The following is a 17,502-nucleotide window of genomic DNA, read 5'->3' on the forward strand; positions in this document are numbered from 1 at the left end:
AAAAATAGGCTAGCCTAAGTTTAGACTAGCCTACCATTATAAAAATCGAGGGAAACATATTAAATGAGTTTCTCTAATTGTTTTAAACAATTTAGAATGTCGTCTTCTGTATTGTATATATGTGGAGCAATTCTAATAACATCCTTACGTGCAGATACAACGTAACCAGCTTCTTTTAACAAACCTTCAACCTTGTTTGCATTTTCCACGTAAATTGCTGTACTAGCGCCTTTTTGATTAATATCCCTTGGGCTAGCTAGTTTGAAGCCCATTTGTAATGCATTTTCAATAGTATGATAGGATAGCTTTGATAAGTGTCTTTCAATCGTTTCCATACCAATACGTTCAATAAATGATAGAGCAGCATCTGCAATATATCCATTAATCACAGGTGGAGTTCCTGTATTAAAGCGCTGTGCTGAATTTGCATAGTCTAAGTTTTTTAAATCGAAGGCAAAAGGCTCTTTCTGGCCAAACCATCCAATGGTTGTTGGAGAAAGTTTTTCAGCAATTTCCTTTTTTATATACATAAAAGAAATCCCTGGCACTCCCAGAAGGTATTTTTGCATTCCTGCTACTAAAATGTCAATATCCATTTCTTTTACATCAATATTAACACCACCAGCTGACTGATAAGCATCGACAAAGAGAAGGGAATCATTCCGATGTGCAATCTTCGCAATTTCCTTAATGTTTTGTTTGAAACCATTATAATAAGATACATGAGAGACACATGTTAATCCTGTATTCTCATGAATATACTTTTCATAGTGGTCTATGGGTATAACATTATTTTCCGCTGGAATAAAAGTAACCTTAAAATTCTGCTTTTTTTGTTGTGCTAGTACCGCATGTCCGATACAAGGGAAGTCCATTTCCGTAACACAAACTTCTTGATTATTTAGGTCAAGTGAATGTAAGATAGATGAAATAGAATCAGAAACAGAAGAGAGAATAGCAATTTCATCTGGATTACAATTAATGATTCTAGAAAACTTTTCTTTTGCGTTATTGACTTTTACCATCCATGTTTCCCAGGACATCCCATCTTCTAGTAAACTATTTTTATACTCTTCCATCGCGTCTAACACATCCAGAGAAATAGCACTTTGTGAACAGCTAGAAAGAATAATTTTATTCTCTAGGCTAGGGAATTCAGATCTTATTTTTAATAATGTTTCAGTTTCCATTACAACAAATCCTTTCAATGTTAATGAGGTGAAAAGTATGAATGACTTTGTTCAAGAATTCAATTTGCTAAACCCTTGGTTTGATAATCTACCTTACGAATGGAGCCAATTGAAGGACTATGGAGAAAGAGTTACGTTCAAAAAACATGAAATTATTTTTAGTCAAAATGAAGTTGGCAGTTATTTATACATTATTGAAAGTGGACGTGTTCGTTTATTCTTAATTTCACCAAGTGGAGAAGAAAAAGCTCTTTCAATTATAGGGAAAAATGGAATTCTAGGTGAATGTTCCTTAAATGGTGATTCAAGTTACGCGACAAATGCAATTACTGCTTCAGAGGTAGTTTTACTCAGGATTTCTAAACAAAGTTTTATTGAGTTTTTATCAAAACAACCTCAGTATATCTATCAAACTATCGACCTGATAACTAAAAAGTATCGTCTCCTTTGTTCTCAGTCCTTACAACTCAGCTACATGAAATCTCTTCCTCGTGTTTGTGCTGCATTTATACAGCTATCTATCCAATACGGAGAAATAGTTGAGGAGAAGCAGGTAAAACTAACAATTAACTTCACACATCAAGAATTAGCAAACTTACTAGGTACAACAAGAGTGACCATAGCTAAAAACATAAAATGGCTAGAGGACCAAAAATATATCGTGAAAAAAGGTAAATCTTATTTGATTTACAATATTGATGAACTTGCTGAACTTGCCAATGAAAAAATGCTTTTCCCTTAAAATTATTATAGTTTAAATCTTCGGAAAATAATGTAAAATACTTAACAGTTAACTACTTTTTATAGAAATTGAAAGAAAATAACATCAGATATTAACATTCATGCTATATTATCAGACCAGTTGGCCACTCCAACTGGTCTTTTCAGTACTTGTAACTCAGTCTCCAGACGGAAGTTAAATTCAACCCTGCGCTCGTTAAAGAGGAATTATCAAAAATTTATAATTAGGGTAACAATTTCGAATTAAACAAAGGTAGGTATCAAGCCAATGAATACAACCAATAAAAGTTTTAAAATGTTTACCCTAATTTGGTTAGGGCAATTGATTTCGGTAGTTGGAACCAGTTTAACGTCATTTGCTCTAGGATTTTGGGTATTAACTGAGACCGGATCCGTGACGGAGTTTTCAATGATTATACTCTCTTTTGTGCTACCAACCATTCTCGTATCACCGTTTGCCGGAGTTATCATTGACCGATTTTCAAGAAAAAAACTAATGATTCTTAGTAACAGCATGGCAGCACTATCAACTGTAATCATCCTTGTACTTGTGTTAACCAATAGTCTAGAAATCTGGCACATTTATTTTACAGCAGCATTAGCATCTGTTTTTAATACGTTTCTAATGCCGGCTTATCAGTCTGTTATTTCTCTATTAGTTCCGATAAATCAACTAGGCCGTGCCAATGGTATGATTCAGCTTGGGGAGTCTGTCTCGGTTATTATTGGTCCCGTTATTGCAGGTTTCCTTCTCCATTCATACGGTCTACATGCAGTTATTATTGTGGATTTAATTGCATTTGCATTCGGGGTTACAACGTTATTAATTGCTAAAATTCCTGAACTTGGTGTCAAAGAGAAAGCCAAATTAGACGTCAGTCAGTTTTTGACAGAGGCGAAGGAAGGATGGAGTTACATCATGGCGCACCCAGGCTTTAAGTGGCTCTTAATTTTTTCTGCAATTATCAACCTACTGCTAGGGTTTATTAATGTATTATTACAGCCATTAATTATTTCATTATCTTCTGAACAGACGCTGGGAATTGTTTTATCGGTTACAGGATTTGGAATGCTGCTTGGAGGTATTGTAGTAAGTGCGTGGGGTGGACCAAAAAAACGAATTCATGGCGTTTTTATTAGTTGTATCTTGGCAGGTATTCTTATTTCTCTTTCTGGTTTTACAACGTCCATTGTATTCATTACAACTTGTTTTACGATCTTCCTCTTCTTAATACCACTTGTGAATTCATCTAGCCAGGCAATTTGGCAAAGTAAGGTAGATCTGGAGATTCAAGGTCGGGTATTTTCTATTAGAAGAATGCTGGGAACTTCGTTATATCCATTTGCGATTATTTTGGCTGGTCCACTTGTAGATAAAGTGTTTAATCCTTTGATGGCACCAGGAGGATTGCTCGCAGGAAGTATTGGTCAAATCATTGGAGTTGGAGAGGGCCGTGGAATCGGACTATTATTTATCGTAACAGGTCTCTTATTCATCATTGTTACGGTGGCTATCTACTTACAACCAAAAGTTAGAAATATGGAAAAAGATATTCCAGATGCAATCGTTGAGAAAGAGAATAAGACTAAGATCCAAAAGCCTTTAGTAGAAATGGTTTAGTTATATATGTAGATTAAAGAAAGAGGTTTCATCCTATCGATGGAACCTCTTCTGTTGCTAAAGATCTATATTATAATTCTTTCTCCATTATTATATGTGGAATTCCATCCTCAATAAATATTTCAGAAGTTGTATGATATCCTAGTTTTTCATAAAAGCCTTCTGCGTGGGTTTGCCCGTGCAATTTAAGCTTTGATACGTTTTTTCCTGTTGCAATTTCCTCAAGAGATTTGATGATTGTTTTACCAAGACCATACTTACGATAGGATTCTAAGATACAGATTCTTTCTAATTTACCATAGTCATTTACAACTCTTAATCTTCCCGTGCCCACTGGTTTATCGTTATAAAACACTAGAATGTGTTTACAATTGCTACTAAGAGTATCAAATTCATCATATTCATCTGCTAGTGGTACACCTTGTTCCTTTACAAATACTTCTTTCCTTATATCAAAAGCTTTTTGTAAATCATCTTCTTCATTAATTACCTTAAAGACCATGCTATTCAAACCTTTCTTTTCTAATATAGGTTTACTCGAGCCATAATTTTATCATTCTTTGTTTAGTAATTCTAATTGTTGTTAATCAGAAAACCATTTTTCTAACATCCTACTATATTTATGGTACAATTATTTCGTGGGGCGAAGTTTTTTAACATATAAAGGTTTTTTGCCTCTTATTGTCAAAATAGTAATTATACATAATTTGTAAATAGTAAAAGGGGGAACTACAATGAATTTTAATGATTACCAATATGCCAGACCGAATATGGAAGAAGTAGAGACAAGCTTTAGTGAACTTTTAGAAAAGTTTCAGTTGGCTGAAACCTTTGAGGTACAAGATGAGGTTATGGCAAAAATCAACGAATTACGATCTGAGTTTGAAAGCATGAGACAGATTGTTCAAATTCGTCAAACAATAAATACAACAGATGAATTTTATAAAAAAGAAAAAGAATTCTTTAATGAAGTTGGTCCCGCATATAAAGGTCTAGTTACGAAGTATTATGAGGCACTAACAGGATCGCAGTTCCGTACCCAGTTGGAGGAGAAGAGGGGTAAACAATTATTTCTATTAGCTGATAGTCAGTTAAAAACGTTCTCTCCAGATGTGTTAAAAGATATGCAGGAAGAAAATAAACTAGTTAGTGAGTATGTGAATTTACTAGCTTCTGCAAAAATACCATTTGATGGTGAAGTGAAAAACCTTGCTCAACTTACCCCATATCATCAATCATCTGATCGAACTGTTAGACAAGAATCGAATGAAGCGAAGTACAACTTCTTTGTAGAACATGCAGATCAATTAGATGATTTGTACGACAAGCTTGTAAAAGTACGTACCCGTATTGCGCAAAAACTGGGCTTTTCATCTTTTACAGAGTTAGCTTATGCAAGACTTTCTCGAACGGACTATGATGCTGATATGGTAGCTAAGTTCCGTGATCAAGTAAAAGAGTACATTGTTCCTTTGGCTTCAAAATTAAAACAAAAGCAACAAGAGCGTATTGGTGTAGATACATTTAGATACTATGACGATAGCTTCAGCTTCAAAACAGGAAACCCTGATCCAAAAGGAGATGCTGAATGGATCGTTGAACAAGCCAAAAAAATGTATGAGGAAATGTCTCCAGAGACAAATGAGTTTTATACCTATATGGTAGAGAACAACCTAATGGACTTGTTAAGTAAAGCAGGTAAAGCGGGTGGAGGCTATTGTACGTATATTAGTAAATATAAATCACCATATATCTTTGCTAACTTTAATGGTACAAAGGGTGATGTTCGAGTGTTAAAGCACGAAGTAGGGCACGCGTTCCAAGTATTTGAAAGCCGAGTTTTCGAAGTGCCTGAATATGGCTTCCCAACTCTAGAAGCATGTGAAATTCATTCAATGAGTATGGAGTTTTTTGCATGGCCGTGGATGGAGCTTTTTTTTAAAGAAGATACGGATAAATATAAATTCTCTCATTTAAGTGAAGCTGTACTGTTTATTCCTTACGGTGTCGCAGTAGATGAATTCCAACATTTTGTGTATGGGAACCCAGACGCTACACCTGCAGAGCGTAAACAAGCTTGGAGAGACATTGAGAAAAAGTACCTACCACACCGTAATTATGAAGGCAATGATTTCTTAGGAAACGGTGGGTTCTGGCAGCAGCAAGGTCATATCTACAAAGTACCTTTCTACTATATTGATTACACACTAGCTCAAATTTGTGCGTTACAATTCTGGAAACGAACACAAGAAGATTCAGAAGATGCATGGAAGGACTATTTGCATCTTTGCAAACAAGGTGGAAGTCAATCATTTACTGACCTTGTAAAAGAAGCAAATTTAATTTCTCCATTTGAAGATGGTTGTGTTAAATCAGTCATTGATGAGATTGAGACATACCTTAATACGATTGATGATCAGTCGCTTTAATACATTTCTTGTACGAGTAGGATTACGTTGTCCTGCTCGTTTTTTTAAATCGTGCTACATACTAGTTGAATAAAAATGATTGCCATAACAACATCTTAAGCATAAAAGTTTGTTTCTTTCACCAGACTTGTTACTATAGTGAAGTAACTTCCATTAAGAAAGGATTAAAGAAATGACAAATATAAATATTCCCGTTTCTGTACTAAATTTGGCTCCTATCCGAGAGGGTCAAAACGCTAAAGAAGCGATTGACGCGATGGTTGATTTGGCGCAAGCAACCGAAGAAATGGGCTACGAACGTTATTGGATTGCTGAACATCATAATACGCCAACACTTGTTAGCTCCGCGACTGCAATATTAATTAAACATACATTAGAACATACCAAAACAATCCGTGTAGGCTCTGGAGGAATTATGCTTCCAAACCATTCTCCACTTGTAGTAGCAGAACAATTTGGCACAATGGCTACGATTTACCCAGATCGCTTAGACTTAGGTTTAGGACGTGCACCAGGGACAGATATGACAACAGCTAGTGCATTAAGACGTTCGCAGCATGATTCAGTCTATACATTTCCTGAAGATGTGAATGAACTATTAAAGTATTTTGGACCGATTGAACTTCAAACGAATGTGAAAGCTTATCCGGGTTTAGGAACAAACATTCCAATCTATATACTAGGTTCATCAACCGATTCTGCGTATTTAGCAGCAAAATTAGGATTACCTTATGCATTTGCGTCCCATTTTGCACCAAGATACATGGAGGAGGCTATTTCAATTTACCGTAGCCGATTCCAACCTTCTAAATACCTAGATAAACCATATATGATGGTATGTTTGAATGTAATTGCCACTGAAAATGATGAAGAAGCTAGACGTGAAATGACGACAATGCAGCAGTTTTTCCTAAATGTTGTTCGCGGCACTTCAAGACCAATGCAGCCTCCTGTTGATAGTATGGAAGGTATTTGGACAGAGCATGAAGAGCTAATGGCATCATCGATGACAAGCGTAACTTTACTAGGTAGTAAAGATTCCATTCGTAAACAGTTAACCAATTTTCAAGAGAAATACAATGTGGATGAACTAATGGCGGTATCTTATATCTTTGACCCAGTTAAACAAAAACGTTCATATGAAATCTTAAAAGAAGTTGTGGATGGAAAATAAAACATAAAAGCAAACTCTATACAAGATAGGGTTTGCTTTTATGTTGTTTGTAAGAGCCTAATTGTCATGGGTTTGCTCTTTTCAGCTATTCAACAATCTTCATCCTGGCAGTCATATTTATAAAACATTTCTTCCGCATATTCGGTCTCATGTTTTTTCTTTTTATGAAGCTCATCATAAGCTGAATTGGTTATGAACATTACTTGATTTTCGGCATGTTCTTTTTTCTCCATCTAACGCACCCCTTCATTAAATGTCTCTCTACAATATTTCTTTTTACCTCATTTTTTATTCACTATTTTTGCAACTAAAACAATCCAACTTTATTATTGTATATTCCTTAAATCACAAGCAAAAAATAGTAATAGTAGAAAGGGGAGATTGTATGCCGGGCAACGATAAAACGCCAGATCTTGTTGAACAACCACTCATGTCAACAGGTACAACCCAGCCTGGATTTGAAAAAGGTAGAGAAGAATCAAATCTAGTTAGACCTCCTAAAATTGGAGAAGTTATTGTAGGAGTTCAAGAAAGTAAAAATCGAACAAAATAATCTACATATAGAAACAGGAGATGAATGACCATGAAGAAGACGAAGGAAAAGTTTCTAGAAGGTGCAAAAGTAACCAAAGACAATCAAATCTTTGGAACCCCTAATAGTGATGCAAAGGATGGAACTGGAGATTCGCCAAATGATAATGTTCGTAAGAAACAATAGTGGAATTAAGCAGCCAATTTTGATTGGCTGTTTTTTTAGTTTATCAAAAAATTTTAGATAGCAGTTCATTCATTGGCATGGTATATTTTTCTAGTAGTTTTTTAGAAATGGAGAGTAAAACGATGATTCTAATAAAAGCTAGCATCACAAGAAGCTTACTGGCAATGATACTGTAGAATGCTTAAGAAAACATCTAATTAGCTTTTACTTTGTTAACGCTTTCTTTTTCTTCCAAACAAACCAAAAACAACTTGAGGTTTTCTGTACTATTTGTTTTAATAGGATAGAACTACGATTAAGATTAATAGAATTGGATTAGTTGTATAGCTAACTAGAAGAGTCTGAAAGGAAATGTCATTAATTATGAATCAAATGCGAACTGAAAAAGATTTTTTAGGAACGAAAGAAGTACCTATCAATGCATATTATGGAATTCAAACACTTCGAGCAGTTGAAAATTTTCCTATTACAGGATACAGAATTAACGAAGAGCTTATTAAGGCAATGGCTATCGTGAAAAAAGCGGCTGCACTTGCAAATATGGATATTCAACACCTTTACTCCGGGATTGGGGAAAATATCGTCAAGGCAGCAGATGAGTTGATAGAAGGAAAATGGCATGACCAAATCATTGTGGACCCTATCCAAGGTGGAGCAGGAACTTCAATTAATATGAACATTAATGAAGTAATTGCCAATCGTGCGCTTGAACTTCTTGGACAAGAAAAAGGTGACTATGTCTATTGTAGTCCAAATACACATGTGAATATGGCTCAATCTACAAATGATGCTTTCCCTACGGCAATCCATATTGCAGTGTTAAGTCTGTTAGAAAAGTTACTAAAAACAATGGAAGATATGCACGCAGCATTCAAACAAAAGGCGATGGAATTTAATCATATTATTAAAATGGGGCGCACCCACTTACAGGATGCTGTTCCAATTCGCCTTGGACAGGAATTTGAAGCTTATAGCCGTGCAATCGAACGTGATATAAATCGAATTAAACAATCTAGGCAACATCTATACGAAGTGAACATGGGTGCAACGGCTGTCGGAACTGGATTAAATGCTGATCCTAGGTACATTGAATTAGTCGTAGAATACCTTAAAGATATTAGTGGGTTTGAGTTAACAGGAGCTGAGCATCTGGTTGATGCAACACAAAATACAGATGCATACACAGAGGTGTCAGGAGCTTTAAAAGTTTGCATGTTAAACATGTCAAAAATCGCTAATGATCTAAGATTAATGGCATCAGGGCCAAGAGCAGGTTTGGCTGAAATTATGTTGCCTGCAAGACAGCCGGGATCTTCAATCATGCCTGGTAAAGTAAATCCTGTTTTACCAGAACTTATTAATCAGGTAGCGTTCCAAGTAGTAGGTAATGACCAGACGATATGCCTTGCATCTGAAGCTGGTCAGTTGGAATTGAATGTAATGGAGCCGGTCTTAGTCTTTAACCTTCTTCAATCGATTAGTATTATGAACAATGCTTTCCGTACTTTCACTGATAATTGCCTAAAAGGTATAAAAGCAAATGAAGAAAGGCTAAAAGAATATGTGGAAAAGAGTGCTGGAGTTCTTACAGCGGTAAACCCACACATCGGATACGAAGTAGCATCTAGAATAGCAAGAGAAGCTATTTTAAACGGTGTGCCTGTTCGAGAACTATGCTTAAGATATGATGTTCTGACCGAAGAAGAGCTGAATATAATTTTAGATCCATATGAAATGACAAACCCAGGAATTTCTGGTGCATCCTTACTAGATAGATAGTAATAGAATAAATTTTTTTAGTCGTAAATAGCAAACGAATTCACAACTGATTCGTTTGCTATTTTATTTATAGAAATATTGTATATGATTTGTATAAAGATATCTTATCACGGGTTGGTCGGTAGAGAATTTCAGTTCGTCATGATGATAAATAAAGGTTAGGAATGGAAAAATAAGAAAAAATGAGATAAGATTATAACAATAAAGTCTTTAATGGTAGAAATGAGAAAAGAAATTCGTTGAGAATTATCAAACGCTTCCGTTATTATCTTATCAAGTGATAGGTTTTTCTCTCGCTTATGTGAAAGGATTTTGTCTATGGAACATAATACAAGCCATACACATCAAAAAATTGTAAAAGTAGCACATGAACTTTTTATGGAGTTAGGTTATCGTGCCGTATCTACAAGAAGAATTGCAGAAGCATGTGGTATTACTCAGCCCACACTATATCATCATTTCTCGAATAAAAAGGCCATTTATATGGAGGTCTTAAGAACTGAATTGTTGGATATGCAAAACGCTCTTAATCGAATTATAAAGAGATTTGACAATGATATTGAGGAATCTATATTCCAGGTCTCTTACTATATTCTAATTAACAAACCTCCTTCGATGGGACAGATGTTTCACGATATTGAAAGAGAATTAAACAAAGAGGAGCAAGATCAAATTCGAGCATGGTGGGTCGCATCATATCAAGATCCAATTGCTTCAATATTTGATAAAGGGATTAAAGACAGGAAACTAAGAAATCCAACCGAGTTTGGTTCTTTCCCTGTCCCTACAGCTTACCTGCTTTTAGGTTTACTTTCTTCAAAGGATACTGACTATAAAATGAAAGAAAATATGGCTAAAGACCAAGCAAGATTCTATACAAATGTGATTCTGTATGGTTTATCGTCATCATAGAATGTTCACAGGAGAACTTTAACAAAAAGAAATGTTAAAGTTTTTCTTTTTTTCTTAACCTATCACTTGATAGGTGTGTATAGATTTTGTATAATCTATTTATCATTATATTTTCATGAAGGAGAAAACAAAAGTATGAACTTTTTAACGAGGTTTAGTTTGAAAAATGCGGTTGCTGTATTTATTATTTCATTCTTATTTGTACTAGGGGGAATCTATTCTTTTTCTAAACTTAAGGTAGACCAATTTCCAGAAATCGAATTCCCACAGATAACGATTGAGGCGATTTATCCAGGTGCATCACCTGATGATGTCAATGAACAAGTAGTTTCTAAGCTTGAAGATCAATTTGATTCATTGGAAGGAGTTACAAAGATAACAAGTTCAGTCTACGACAGTATTGGAATTATTAATCTAGAGTTTCCATTTGATACAGACTTAGACAGAGTGGAGCAACAAATTAATTCTAGCTTAGGAGATATTGGTTTACCTGAGGAAGCTGATATCAAGTTAAACCGATTATCCTTCGGAGCTTTTCCTATCTATAATATTTCTTTCTTTAGTTCAGATGGAGAAAGTATTGAAGAAATAATGAAGGATTCTGTCATACCAGAACTTAAAAAAATTAAGGGCATTAATAATGTGTCTGTAGCTGGACTAACGAATAGTCTAGTTCAAATCACTGTCGATAAAGATAAAGCGGAACAGGCGGGGCTTACGCTTAGTAGTATTAAAAATCAAATTAATGAAAAGTTTCTTTCATTCCCTGCAGGAAAGATAAACGACAATGAAGTCCAAATACCTATACGAGTGGAAGAAAAGTTAGACTCTATTTCAGCGTTACAAAACTTGCAACTTACATCTACTTTTGTTGGTGGACAAAATCCGCAACCGATTATCTTAAAAGATGTTGCAAAAATTGAATCAATAACTGAGAATAGTGAGTTATCTCGTTACAATCAAAAAAATTCCCTATCTATGGCAATCACTAAAAAACAGGATGCGAACACTGTTGAAGTAGCCGATCAAGTTATGAACGTTCTAAAGAAATATGATGATCAGTTAGATTATGAAATTGGAATTGATTCTGCTAAGGATATCGAAAAATCTGTTAGTACATTAGTGAAAGAAGGCCTACTCGGTGCTTTATTTGCTTCCATAGCAGTTTTGATCTTTTTACGTAATGCAAGAGCTACCATTATTGCTATTATATCTATTCCATTATCACTCTTAATCGCAGCGATCTTCCTAAAGCAAATGGATATTTCTTTAAACATTATGACTCTAGGTGGAATGGCAGTAGCTGTAGGTCGAGTAGTTGATGATAGTATCGTAGTAATAGAGAATATCTTTAGACGTGTTCGAAAGTCGAATGAGGGAATGTCTGATCATGTGATTATCGAATCTACAAAGGAGATTTTGAAAGCAATCACATCATCCACTTTAACCACAGTCGTTGTATTTCTTCCAATTGGATTTGTTGGGGGTATTACAGGTGAATTCTTTTTACCTTTTGCACTAACAATTATTTTCTCATTATTAGCATCACTACTTGTTTCTATTACAATTGTACCGATTTTAGCAAAATTTTCTTTCAAGAAGGTGCCAGTTGAGGAGAAAGAGGGAGCACTTCAACGTTTTTACGGCAGACTAATTGAAAAATCGTTAAATCATAAGTTAATCATTCTAATTCTTTCTTTTGTTTTGTTATTTGGATCTTTTGCAGTTGTACCTTCATTAGGCTTTACCTTTATTCCTAATGAAGAGTCAAAAATTTTGACAACATCGATTGAATTACCTTCATCGACATCTTTGGAAGGAACAAATGAAATTTCACTTCTTGTGGAAGAAATGTTTGGCGAACAGCCAGAAATAGCTAATGTTACAGCAGCTATCGGAGCAAGGGATTTCTCAACGGGTCTCAGGTTGAATAACAAGGCAAGCTATTTTGTAAATCTAAAAGAAGGTGTAAATATTGAAAACACCATTAAATCGCTAGAGAACAAAATAGAAGAAATTGCAAAAAAAGAAAACACTGATTTAAAAATTAGTGTTCAGGAGTTGTCAACTGGTGGACCACCTTCCAACAACAATGTAGACGTTGACCTGTTTTCTAATGATTTAGAAGCACTTCAAGAAGCTGCATCAATTGTGGAAGAGTATATGAATAAAAACAATGATCTTAAGTATATTACGAACAACTTTAGTGAAAAAAGAAAGCAATTTTTAATAGATATAGACTCACAGAAAGCAAGTGAATATGGGTTATCAGGTTTTCAAATTCTTGGTACTGTTAGTAATCAAACAATGCCAGTAAATGTTGGAACATTAAAATTAGATAACATAGATCAGTCAGTTCAACTTTCTTTTGAAGAAGATTTAGAATCGAAAGAACAGTTGGAAAGTATCATGCTATTCTCTCAAAAAGGACCTGTAGAACTATCAGAGATTGCAGAAGTAAAAGAAATAGAAGCGTTTACTTCTATTCAAAAGCTTGATACGAAAGTATACGCCCGTGTTTCCGGTCAAGTAAAAGGTAATGATGTGCAGGCTGTATCATCTGAAGTAAAATCTGGTGTAGAAAAACTTGATTTACCTGAAGGTGTGTCATTAACAAGTGGTGGTGGAAATGACGAAACGGTTGAAATTTTCCAATCACTCGGTATCGCCATAATTGTAGCCATTGGATTAGTATATCTAACCATGCTAGTTACGTTTGGGCAAGCTAGAATACCGTTCATTATTCTATCTTCACTTATGTTTGTACCAATTGGATCACTGGTGTCGCTATTTATTGTCAAGGAGCCTTTATCAGTAAGTGTTATGATTGGTTTCTTAATGCTAATAGGTATTGTTACTACTAATGCAATCGTATTAGTGGACCGCATAGGTCAGAATAGATCTCGCGGATTAACGATAAGAAATTCACTAGTTGAGGCAGGGAAAACAAGGTTGCGACCGATTCTAATGACAGCTTTTGCTACTATTGCAGCGTTAATCCCACTTGCTATGACGACTTCTTCTGGAACACTCATATCAAAAGGGCTAGCCGTGACAGTTATTGGTGGTCTAACGTCATCAACCTTGCTAACACTAGTTATTGTTCCTGTTGTGTATGAACTTTTCTTTATAAAAACATCAAAGCAGGAAATGAAATCTGATGTGAAATTAGATATATAGGTTTTAGGAAGAAAGGAGACAATTTTAATATTGTCTCCTTTTTTAGCTTTGAGTAATTAAAACAGAGCACACATTGCTTATAATACGATATAACAACTAGAAGATAAGATGGAGGATATAGTTATGGTAGATGTTTTTTCTGAGATTGATATTAAGCGACCTATTAAGTTAGTATCAGAGTATGCAGCCAATCCCGACCATGCACCGGAGTGGTATGTGAATATCAATTCAGCAGAATGGAAGACCAAAAAACCACTTACAATTGGTTCCCAAATCGCCTTTAAAGCAAAGTTCTTAGGTAGAGATTTGGCTTATGTGTATGAAATTGTTGAATATATACCTGAACAAAAAATGGTGATGAAAACAGCCAACGGACCCTTTCCAATGGAAACCACATATATCTGGCATGCTGTAAATGAAAACCTTACACGAATGACACTTAGAAATAGAGGGGTTCCAACTGGATTTTCAAAAATCTTCTCACCTTTTATGGCAACAATGATGAAAAAAGCAAATATGAAGGATTTGAATAAAATTAAGGCGATACTTGAAGGCTAACTTAAGATTCAGCTAAATATAACACTAAAAAAGGGATTCTTCTCAAGGAATCTCTTTTTTACGATAGTAATAAACTTTTTCCCACATTAACATATTCTATTTTGTAAATAATACATGAGAATATCGTTGGGGAGTTGACCAATTTGTCTAACAGTAGTTTAAATCAAACATACATTAAAGTGGCCGATATGAAGCTATATTGTGAATATTTATTGAATGACAAACCACCTATTCTTCTCATCCACGGATTTGCCTCATCCACTTATACGTTTCGACGGATTTTACCCTTATTGCAAGAGAGATATTCTATTATCGCTGTTGATTTACCTGGGTTTGGAAAGAGTGAAAAATCTACATCCTTTATTTACAGCTTTGAAAACTATGCGAAAGTAATGATTGAGTGTATTCACAAATTTGGCTTTTCTACTACTCATATTGTTGCACATTCAATGGGAGGACAAATAGCTTTAAATATGGCACGCCTTGCGCCTGAAAAGATTAATAAATTAGTGTTGTTATGTAGTTCTGGCTATTTAAACCCTGCAAATAAATATCTTGTTTGGAGTTCTTACTTCCCTTTTTTTGATAAATTTATTTATTATTACATTCGACGAAAGGAAGTAAAGGATCATTTGAAAAATGTATTTTTCAATCAAAATTTGATTAATGAAGATTTGATTCATGAATTCGGAAGACCATTAGCTGAAAAGGGTTTTTATAAGGCATTGATTCGGCTATTAAGGCACCGTGAAGGTGATTTACCTTCACATCAACTCCAGAAAATTAAAGTTCCGACCTTGTTAATTTGGGGAAAAGAAGATCGTGTGGTTCCAGTTGCTGTTGGAAAACGCTTGGTGCGCGACTTACCAGATGCACAATTAATTACGTATGAAAATACAGGTCATTTAATCACTGAAGAAAGACCAGAGTTCGTTTTTAAAAATATCATCATGCATACAAGTTAGAGATTTGTAAACAAAATTCTGATTTCTTCTTTATAACTTCTTAACAACTCCTTAATATTCACTTGCTACAATGAAAATAAGTAGGTGAATATTTTTTAAGGAGGCTTTTTTATGAAGGTACGTAAAGCGATTATTCCAGCAGGCGGACTCGGAACAAGGTTTTTACCAGCTACAAAAGCACAACCGAAAGAAATGTTACCAATAGTCGATAAGCCCACTATTCAATATATTGTTGAAGAGGCAGTGGAATCAGGAATTGAAGATATTATTATTGTTAGTGGACGTGGAAAAAGGTCCATTGAAGACCATTTTGATAAGTCTTATGAGCTTGAAAACACATTGGCAACAAAAGAGAAATGGGCTCAACTTGAAGAGGTACAATCAATCACTAAGCTAGCCAATATTCACTACATACGGCAAAAAGAACCTTTAGGCTTAGGACATGCGATTGCTTCTTGTCAAGCCTTTGTTGGGAGTGAACCCTTTGCTGTTTTACTAGGTGACGATATTGTTCGATCTACAGGTGTTCCTTGCTTAAAGCAATTAATTGCCATTCACCAACGTTATCATACTTCCGTTGTAGGTGTACAGACTGTTAGTGATAATGACGTAAGCAAATATGGAATTGTAGCTCCTAAAGGAGTGGAAAATGAACAAGGTGTTATTTCACTTGATAGTCTAATAGAAAAGCCATCAATCTCAGAAGCTCCATCAAACTATGCCATCATGGGACGTTATATATTAAACCCAGAAATCTTCCCAATTCTAAAGACTCTTAAGCCAGGTACAGGAGGAGAAATCCAACTAACAGATGCGATTAACTTACTTAATGCTTCTCAGGCTGTGTTAGCTTATCAATTTGAAGGGATTCGCTATGATATTGGGGATAAAGTTGGATTTATTCGAGCGACCATTGACTTTGCTTTAGAAAGAAATGACCTAAGACAAAACGTACGATCGTACATGGAAGAAGTGTTAAAAAGAGATTCGAGCCTTCAATCTTATTAGCTTTCTAGATTTATAGAAACCTTTATCTATAACCAATTTGGTATCTTAACACAGAGGAGCGGTTGTATAAATGAGAAAGCCAAAAGTGTTAATTTTAACAACAAATTATGGAAATGGGCATGTTCAAGTGGCACGTGCACTTGAAGAACGATTGGTGTGTGAAAATACTGCTAATGTTGTTGTTAGAGATATTTATCAAGAAACCAATCCCCGTTTGCATGAATGGACCAAAAATCTATATCTAAAAAGTTATACCAAAAGTGGAAGACAGATTTACCGTTTGTTCTACTATAGTAGCCAAGGAATTGCAAAGAGAAAAAAATTAACTATATTTTCTTATGGCTATTCTAAATTAACGAAAATCATTGCTGAAGAGCAACCTGATGCTATTATTAATACGTTTCCTTCTTTTGCTGTTCAATCATTTTTATTGAAAACTAATTCTTCCATTCCAACTTATAATGTTGTGACAGATTATTGTTTGCATCACTCTTGGGTACAGCCTGATATAGATAAATTTTATGTTGCAACTGAGGAACTAAAAACACAATTAATTAAAAATAAGATTGATAAAGAAAAGATAAATGTGACAGGTATCCCTGTGCAACAACAGTTTCAAAAGTTATTTTGTCGCCAAAGCTTATTGGAGAAATACCAACTTAAAGGTGATAGAAAAACAATTTTAATTGTTGCTGGCGCTTATGGCGTGTCAAAGGAAATCAAATATATTTGCGAAGGTCTAACAATGAATGAAAATCTACAAATTATCGTTGTTTGCGGGAAAAATACTGAGCTCCATGATCAGCTACAACTTAAATTCCATCAGGAAAAAAACATACGTATTTTAGGGTACGTTACTGAAATGGCTGAATTGTTTGAGCTAGCAACATGTGTCATTACTAAGCCAGGTGGAATTATATTATCTGAAGCCGTAGTTAAGAATGTTCCAATTGTGTTAACTGGAGCAACACCTGGACAGGAGAGGGAGAATGCACTTTATTTTCAGGAGAACGGTGCTGCCGTTTTACATGATAAGTGGGAAGATTTAGTAGAAGATACTCAAAAACTCGTTTTTGAAGAACAGAGATTGATAGAGATGAAAGCTTCCTTATCCAACATTTATGTACCTCATGCCACAGATACAATTATTAATGATGTTTTGCAAACCTATTATTGGCAACATGCTGAAAATAAAATCGGAAGAGTGTAAGGGGGAGTGGTAGTATA

The 17,502-nt window shown here is 35.0% G+C and carries 16 protein-coding genes; 13 read left to right on the plus strand and 3 right to left on the minus strand.

Annotated features, from left to right (window positions below):
• Positions 1-59 precede the first annotated feature (59 nt).
• Positions 60-1,190 (minus strand): aminotransferase class V-fold PLP-dependent enzyme, encoded by a 1,131-nt coding sequence (locus J2Z26_RS05485; protein WP_193536309.1) that lies wholly within the window; start codon positions 1,188-1,190, stop codon positions 60-62.
• 37 nt (positions 1,191-1,227) lie between these two features.
• Between J2Z26_RS05485 and J2Z26_RS05490 the strand changes: the two genes are divergently transcribed.
• The gene (locus J2Z26_RS05490) at positions 1,228-1,932 is read left to right on the plus strand and encodes a Crp/Fnr family transcriptional regulator (RefSeq protein WP_193536311.1); all 705 of its coding nucleotides are present in this window, start codon (positions 1,228-1,230) and stop codon (positions 1,930-1,932) included.
• A 267-nt stretch (positions 1,933-2,199) separates the two neighbouring features.
• Complete coding sequence (locus J2Z26_RS05495; protein WP_193536313.1) at positions 2,200-3,552, plus strand: MFS transporter; 1,353 nt, start codon at positions 2,200-2,202, stop codon at positions 3,550-3,552.
• A 70-nt stretch (positions 3,553-3,622) separates the two neighbouring features.
• On the opposite strand, the gene J2Z26_RS05500 is transcribed toward J2Z26_RS05495, so the two are convergent.
• On the minus strand, positions 3,623-4,054 hold the full coding sequence (locus J2Z26_RS05500) for a GNAT family N-acetyltransferase (RefSeq protein ID WP_193536315.1): 432 nt from the start codon (positions 4,052-4,054) through the stop codon (positions 3,623-3,625).
• A 232-nt stretch (positions 4,055-4,286) separates the two neighbouring features.
• Between J2Z26_RS05500 and J2Z26_RS05505 the strand changes: the two genes are divergently transcribed.
• Positions 4,287-5,981 (plus strand): M3 family oligoendopeptidase, encoded by a 1,695-nt coding sequence (locus J2Z26_RS05505; RefSeq protein WP_193536317.1) that lies wholly within the window; start codon positions 4,287-4,289, stop codon positions 5,979-5,981.
• 172 nt (positions 5,982-6,153) lie between these two features.
• On the plus strand, positions 6,154-7,155 hold the full coding sequence (locus J2Z26_RS05510) for an LLM class flavin-dependent oxidoreductase (protein WP_193536319.1): 1,002 nt from the start codon (positions 6,154-6,156) through the stop codon (positions 7,153-7,155).
• 89 nt (positions 7,156-7,244) lie between these two features.
• Here J2Z26_RS05510 and J2Z26_RS05515 read toward each other — a convergent pair whose 3' ends face one another.
• On the minus strand, positions 7,245-7,388 hold the full coding sequence (locus J2Z26_RS05515) for a hypothetical protein (RefSeq protein WP_193536321.1): 144 nt from the start codon (positions 7,386-7,388) through the stop codon (positions 7,245-7,247).
• A gap of 152 nt (positions 7,389-7,540) precedes the next feature.
• Between J2Z26_RS05515 and J2Z26_RS05520 the strand changes: the two genes are divergently transcribed.
• The 9 genes from J2Z26_RS05520 to J2Z26_RS05555 all read left to right on the plus strand — a co-directional run bounded on the left by J2Z26_RS05520 (position 7,541) and on the right by J2Z26_RS05555 (position 17,485).
• Entirely contained in the window at positions 7,541-7,708 is a 168-nt protein-coding gene (locus tag J2Z26_RS05520) for a hypothetical protein (protein WP_193536323.1), read from the plus strand.
• A gap of 30 nt (positions 7,709-7,738) precedes the next feature.
• Positions 7,739-7,873 carry a hypothetical protein gene (locus J2Z26_RS22265; RefSeq protein ID WP_264467103.1) on the plus strand — a complete coding sequence of 45 codons (135 nt, stop codon included), beginning with the start codon at positions 7,739-7,741 and terminating at the stop codon, positions 7,871-7,873.
• A gap of 351 nt (positions 7,874-8,224) precedes the next feature.
• Entirely contained in the window at positions 8,225-9,652 is a 1,428-nt protein-coding gene (gene aspA / locus J2Z26_RS05525) for an aspartate ammonia-lyase (RefSeq protein WP_193536325.1), read from the plus strand.
• A 318-nt stretch (positions 9,653-9,970) separates the two neighbouring features.
• Positions 9,971-10,564, plus strand: coding sequence for a TetR/AcrR family transcriptional regulator (locus tag J2Z26_RS05530; RefSeq protein ID WP_193536327.1), 594 nt, complete (start codon positions 9,971-9,973; stop codon positions 10,562-10,564).
• Between the two features lie 135 nt (positions 10,565-10,699).
• A complete protein-coding gene (locus J2Z26_RS05535; protein WP_193536329.1) occupies positions 10,700-13,744 on the plus strand; it encodes an efflux RND transporter permease subunit in 3,045 nt (1,014 codons plus the stop codon).
• Between the two features lie 123 nt (positions 13,745-13,867).
• Positions 13,868-14,302, plus strand: coding sequence for an SRPBCC family protein (locus J2Z26_RS05540; RefSeq protein WP_193536331.1), 435 nt, complete (start codon positions 13,868-13,870; stop codon positions 14,300-14,302).
• A gap of 143 nt (positions 14,303-14,445) precedes the next feature.
• Complete coding sequence (locus J2Z26_RS05545; protein ID WP_227413705.1) at positions 14,446-15,267, plus strand: alpha/beta fold hydrolase; 822 nt, start codon at positions 14,446-14,448, stop codon at positions 15,265-15,267.
• A 111-nt stretch (positions 15,268-15,378) separates the two neighbouring features.
• Entirely contained in the window at positions 15,379-16,275 is an 897-nt protein-coding gene (galU, locus tag J2Z26_RS05550) for a UTP--glucose-1-phosphate uridylyltransferase GalU (protein ID WP_193536333.1), read from the plus strand.
• A gap of 70 nt (positions 16,276-16,345) precedes the next feature.
• Positions 16,346-17,485: an MGDG synthase family glycosyltransferase gene (locus J2Z26_RS05555; protein ID WP_193536334.1), complete on the plus strand. Its 1,140-nt coding sequence runs from the start codon at positions 16,346-16,348 to the stop codon at positions 17,483-17,485.
• Positions 17,486-17,502: the final 17 nt, after the last annotated feature.

Source organism: Cytobacillus luteolus (assembly GCF_017873715.1).
GTDB lineage: Bacteria > Bacillota > Bacilli > Bacillales > Bacillaceae_L > Bacillus_BV > Bacillus_BV luteola.